The following is a 250-nucleotide window of genomic DNA, read 5'->3' as shown; positions in this document are numbered from 1 at the left end:
CGGCTTGGGATGCACCATCCGGATCACGTCGGCGATCGAGGGCTGCTGGCCTACCAACGCGCGGATGAACTCGGCGTCGCTGCAGGTGTTCAGCCAGTCCTGCACCAGCCGCTTGGGCAGCGAACCCAGGCTGCGCCGCACCACCCGGCCCGAGCGCAGGATCTGCACGAAGGCGCGCAGCATGCGTCCCGAGTCGATCACCCGCGGGAAGATCGCCTGCAGCAGCTCGCCGTTGAAGCTGGCCAGATAC

General features: G+C 68.0%; 1 pseudogene. It reads right to left on the bottom strand.

Annotation, left to right across the window (positions count from 1 at the left end):
- Window positions 1–250, bottom strand: a pseudogene (locus FLQ44_RS23815) (RNA-binding protein); the annotation flags it as partial.

This window comes from Vogesella mureinivorans (assembly GCF_007644035.1).
Lineage (GTDB): Bacteria > Pseudomonadota > Gammaproteobacteria > Burkholderiales > Chromobacteriaceae > Vogesella > Vogesella mureinivorans.
The sequence above is the reverse complement of the archived record's forward strand: the minus strand, read 5'-3'. Positions and strand labels throughout refer to the sequence as shown.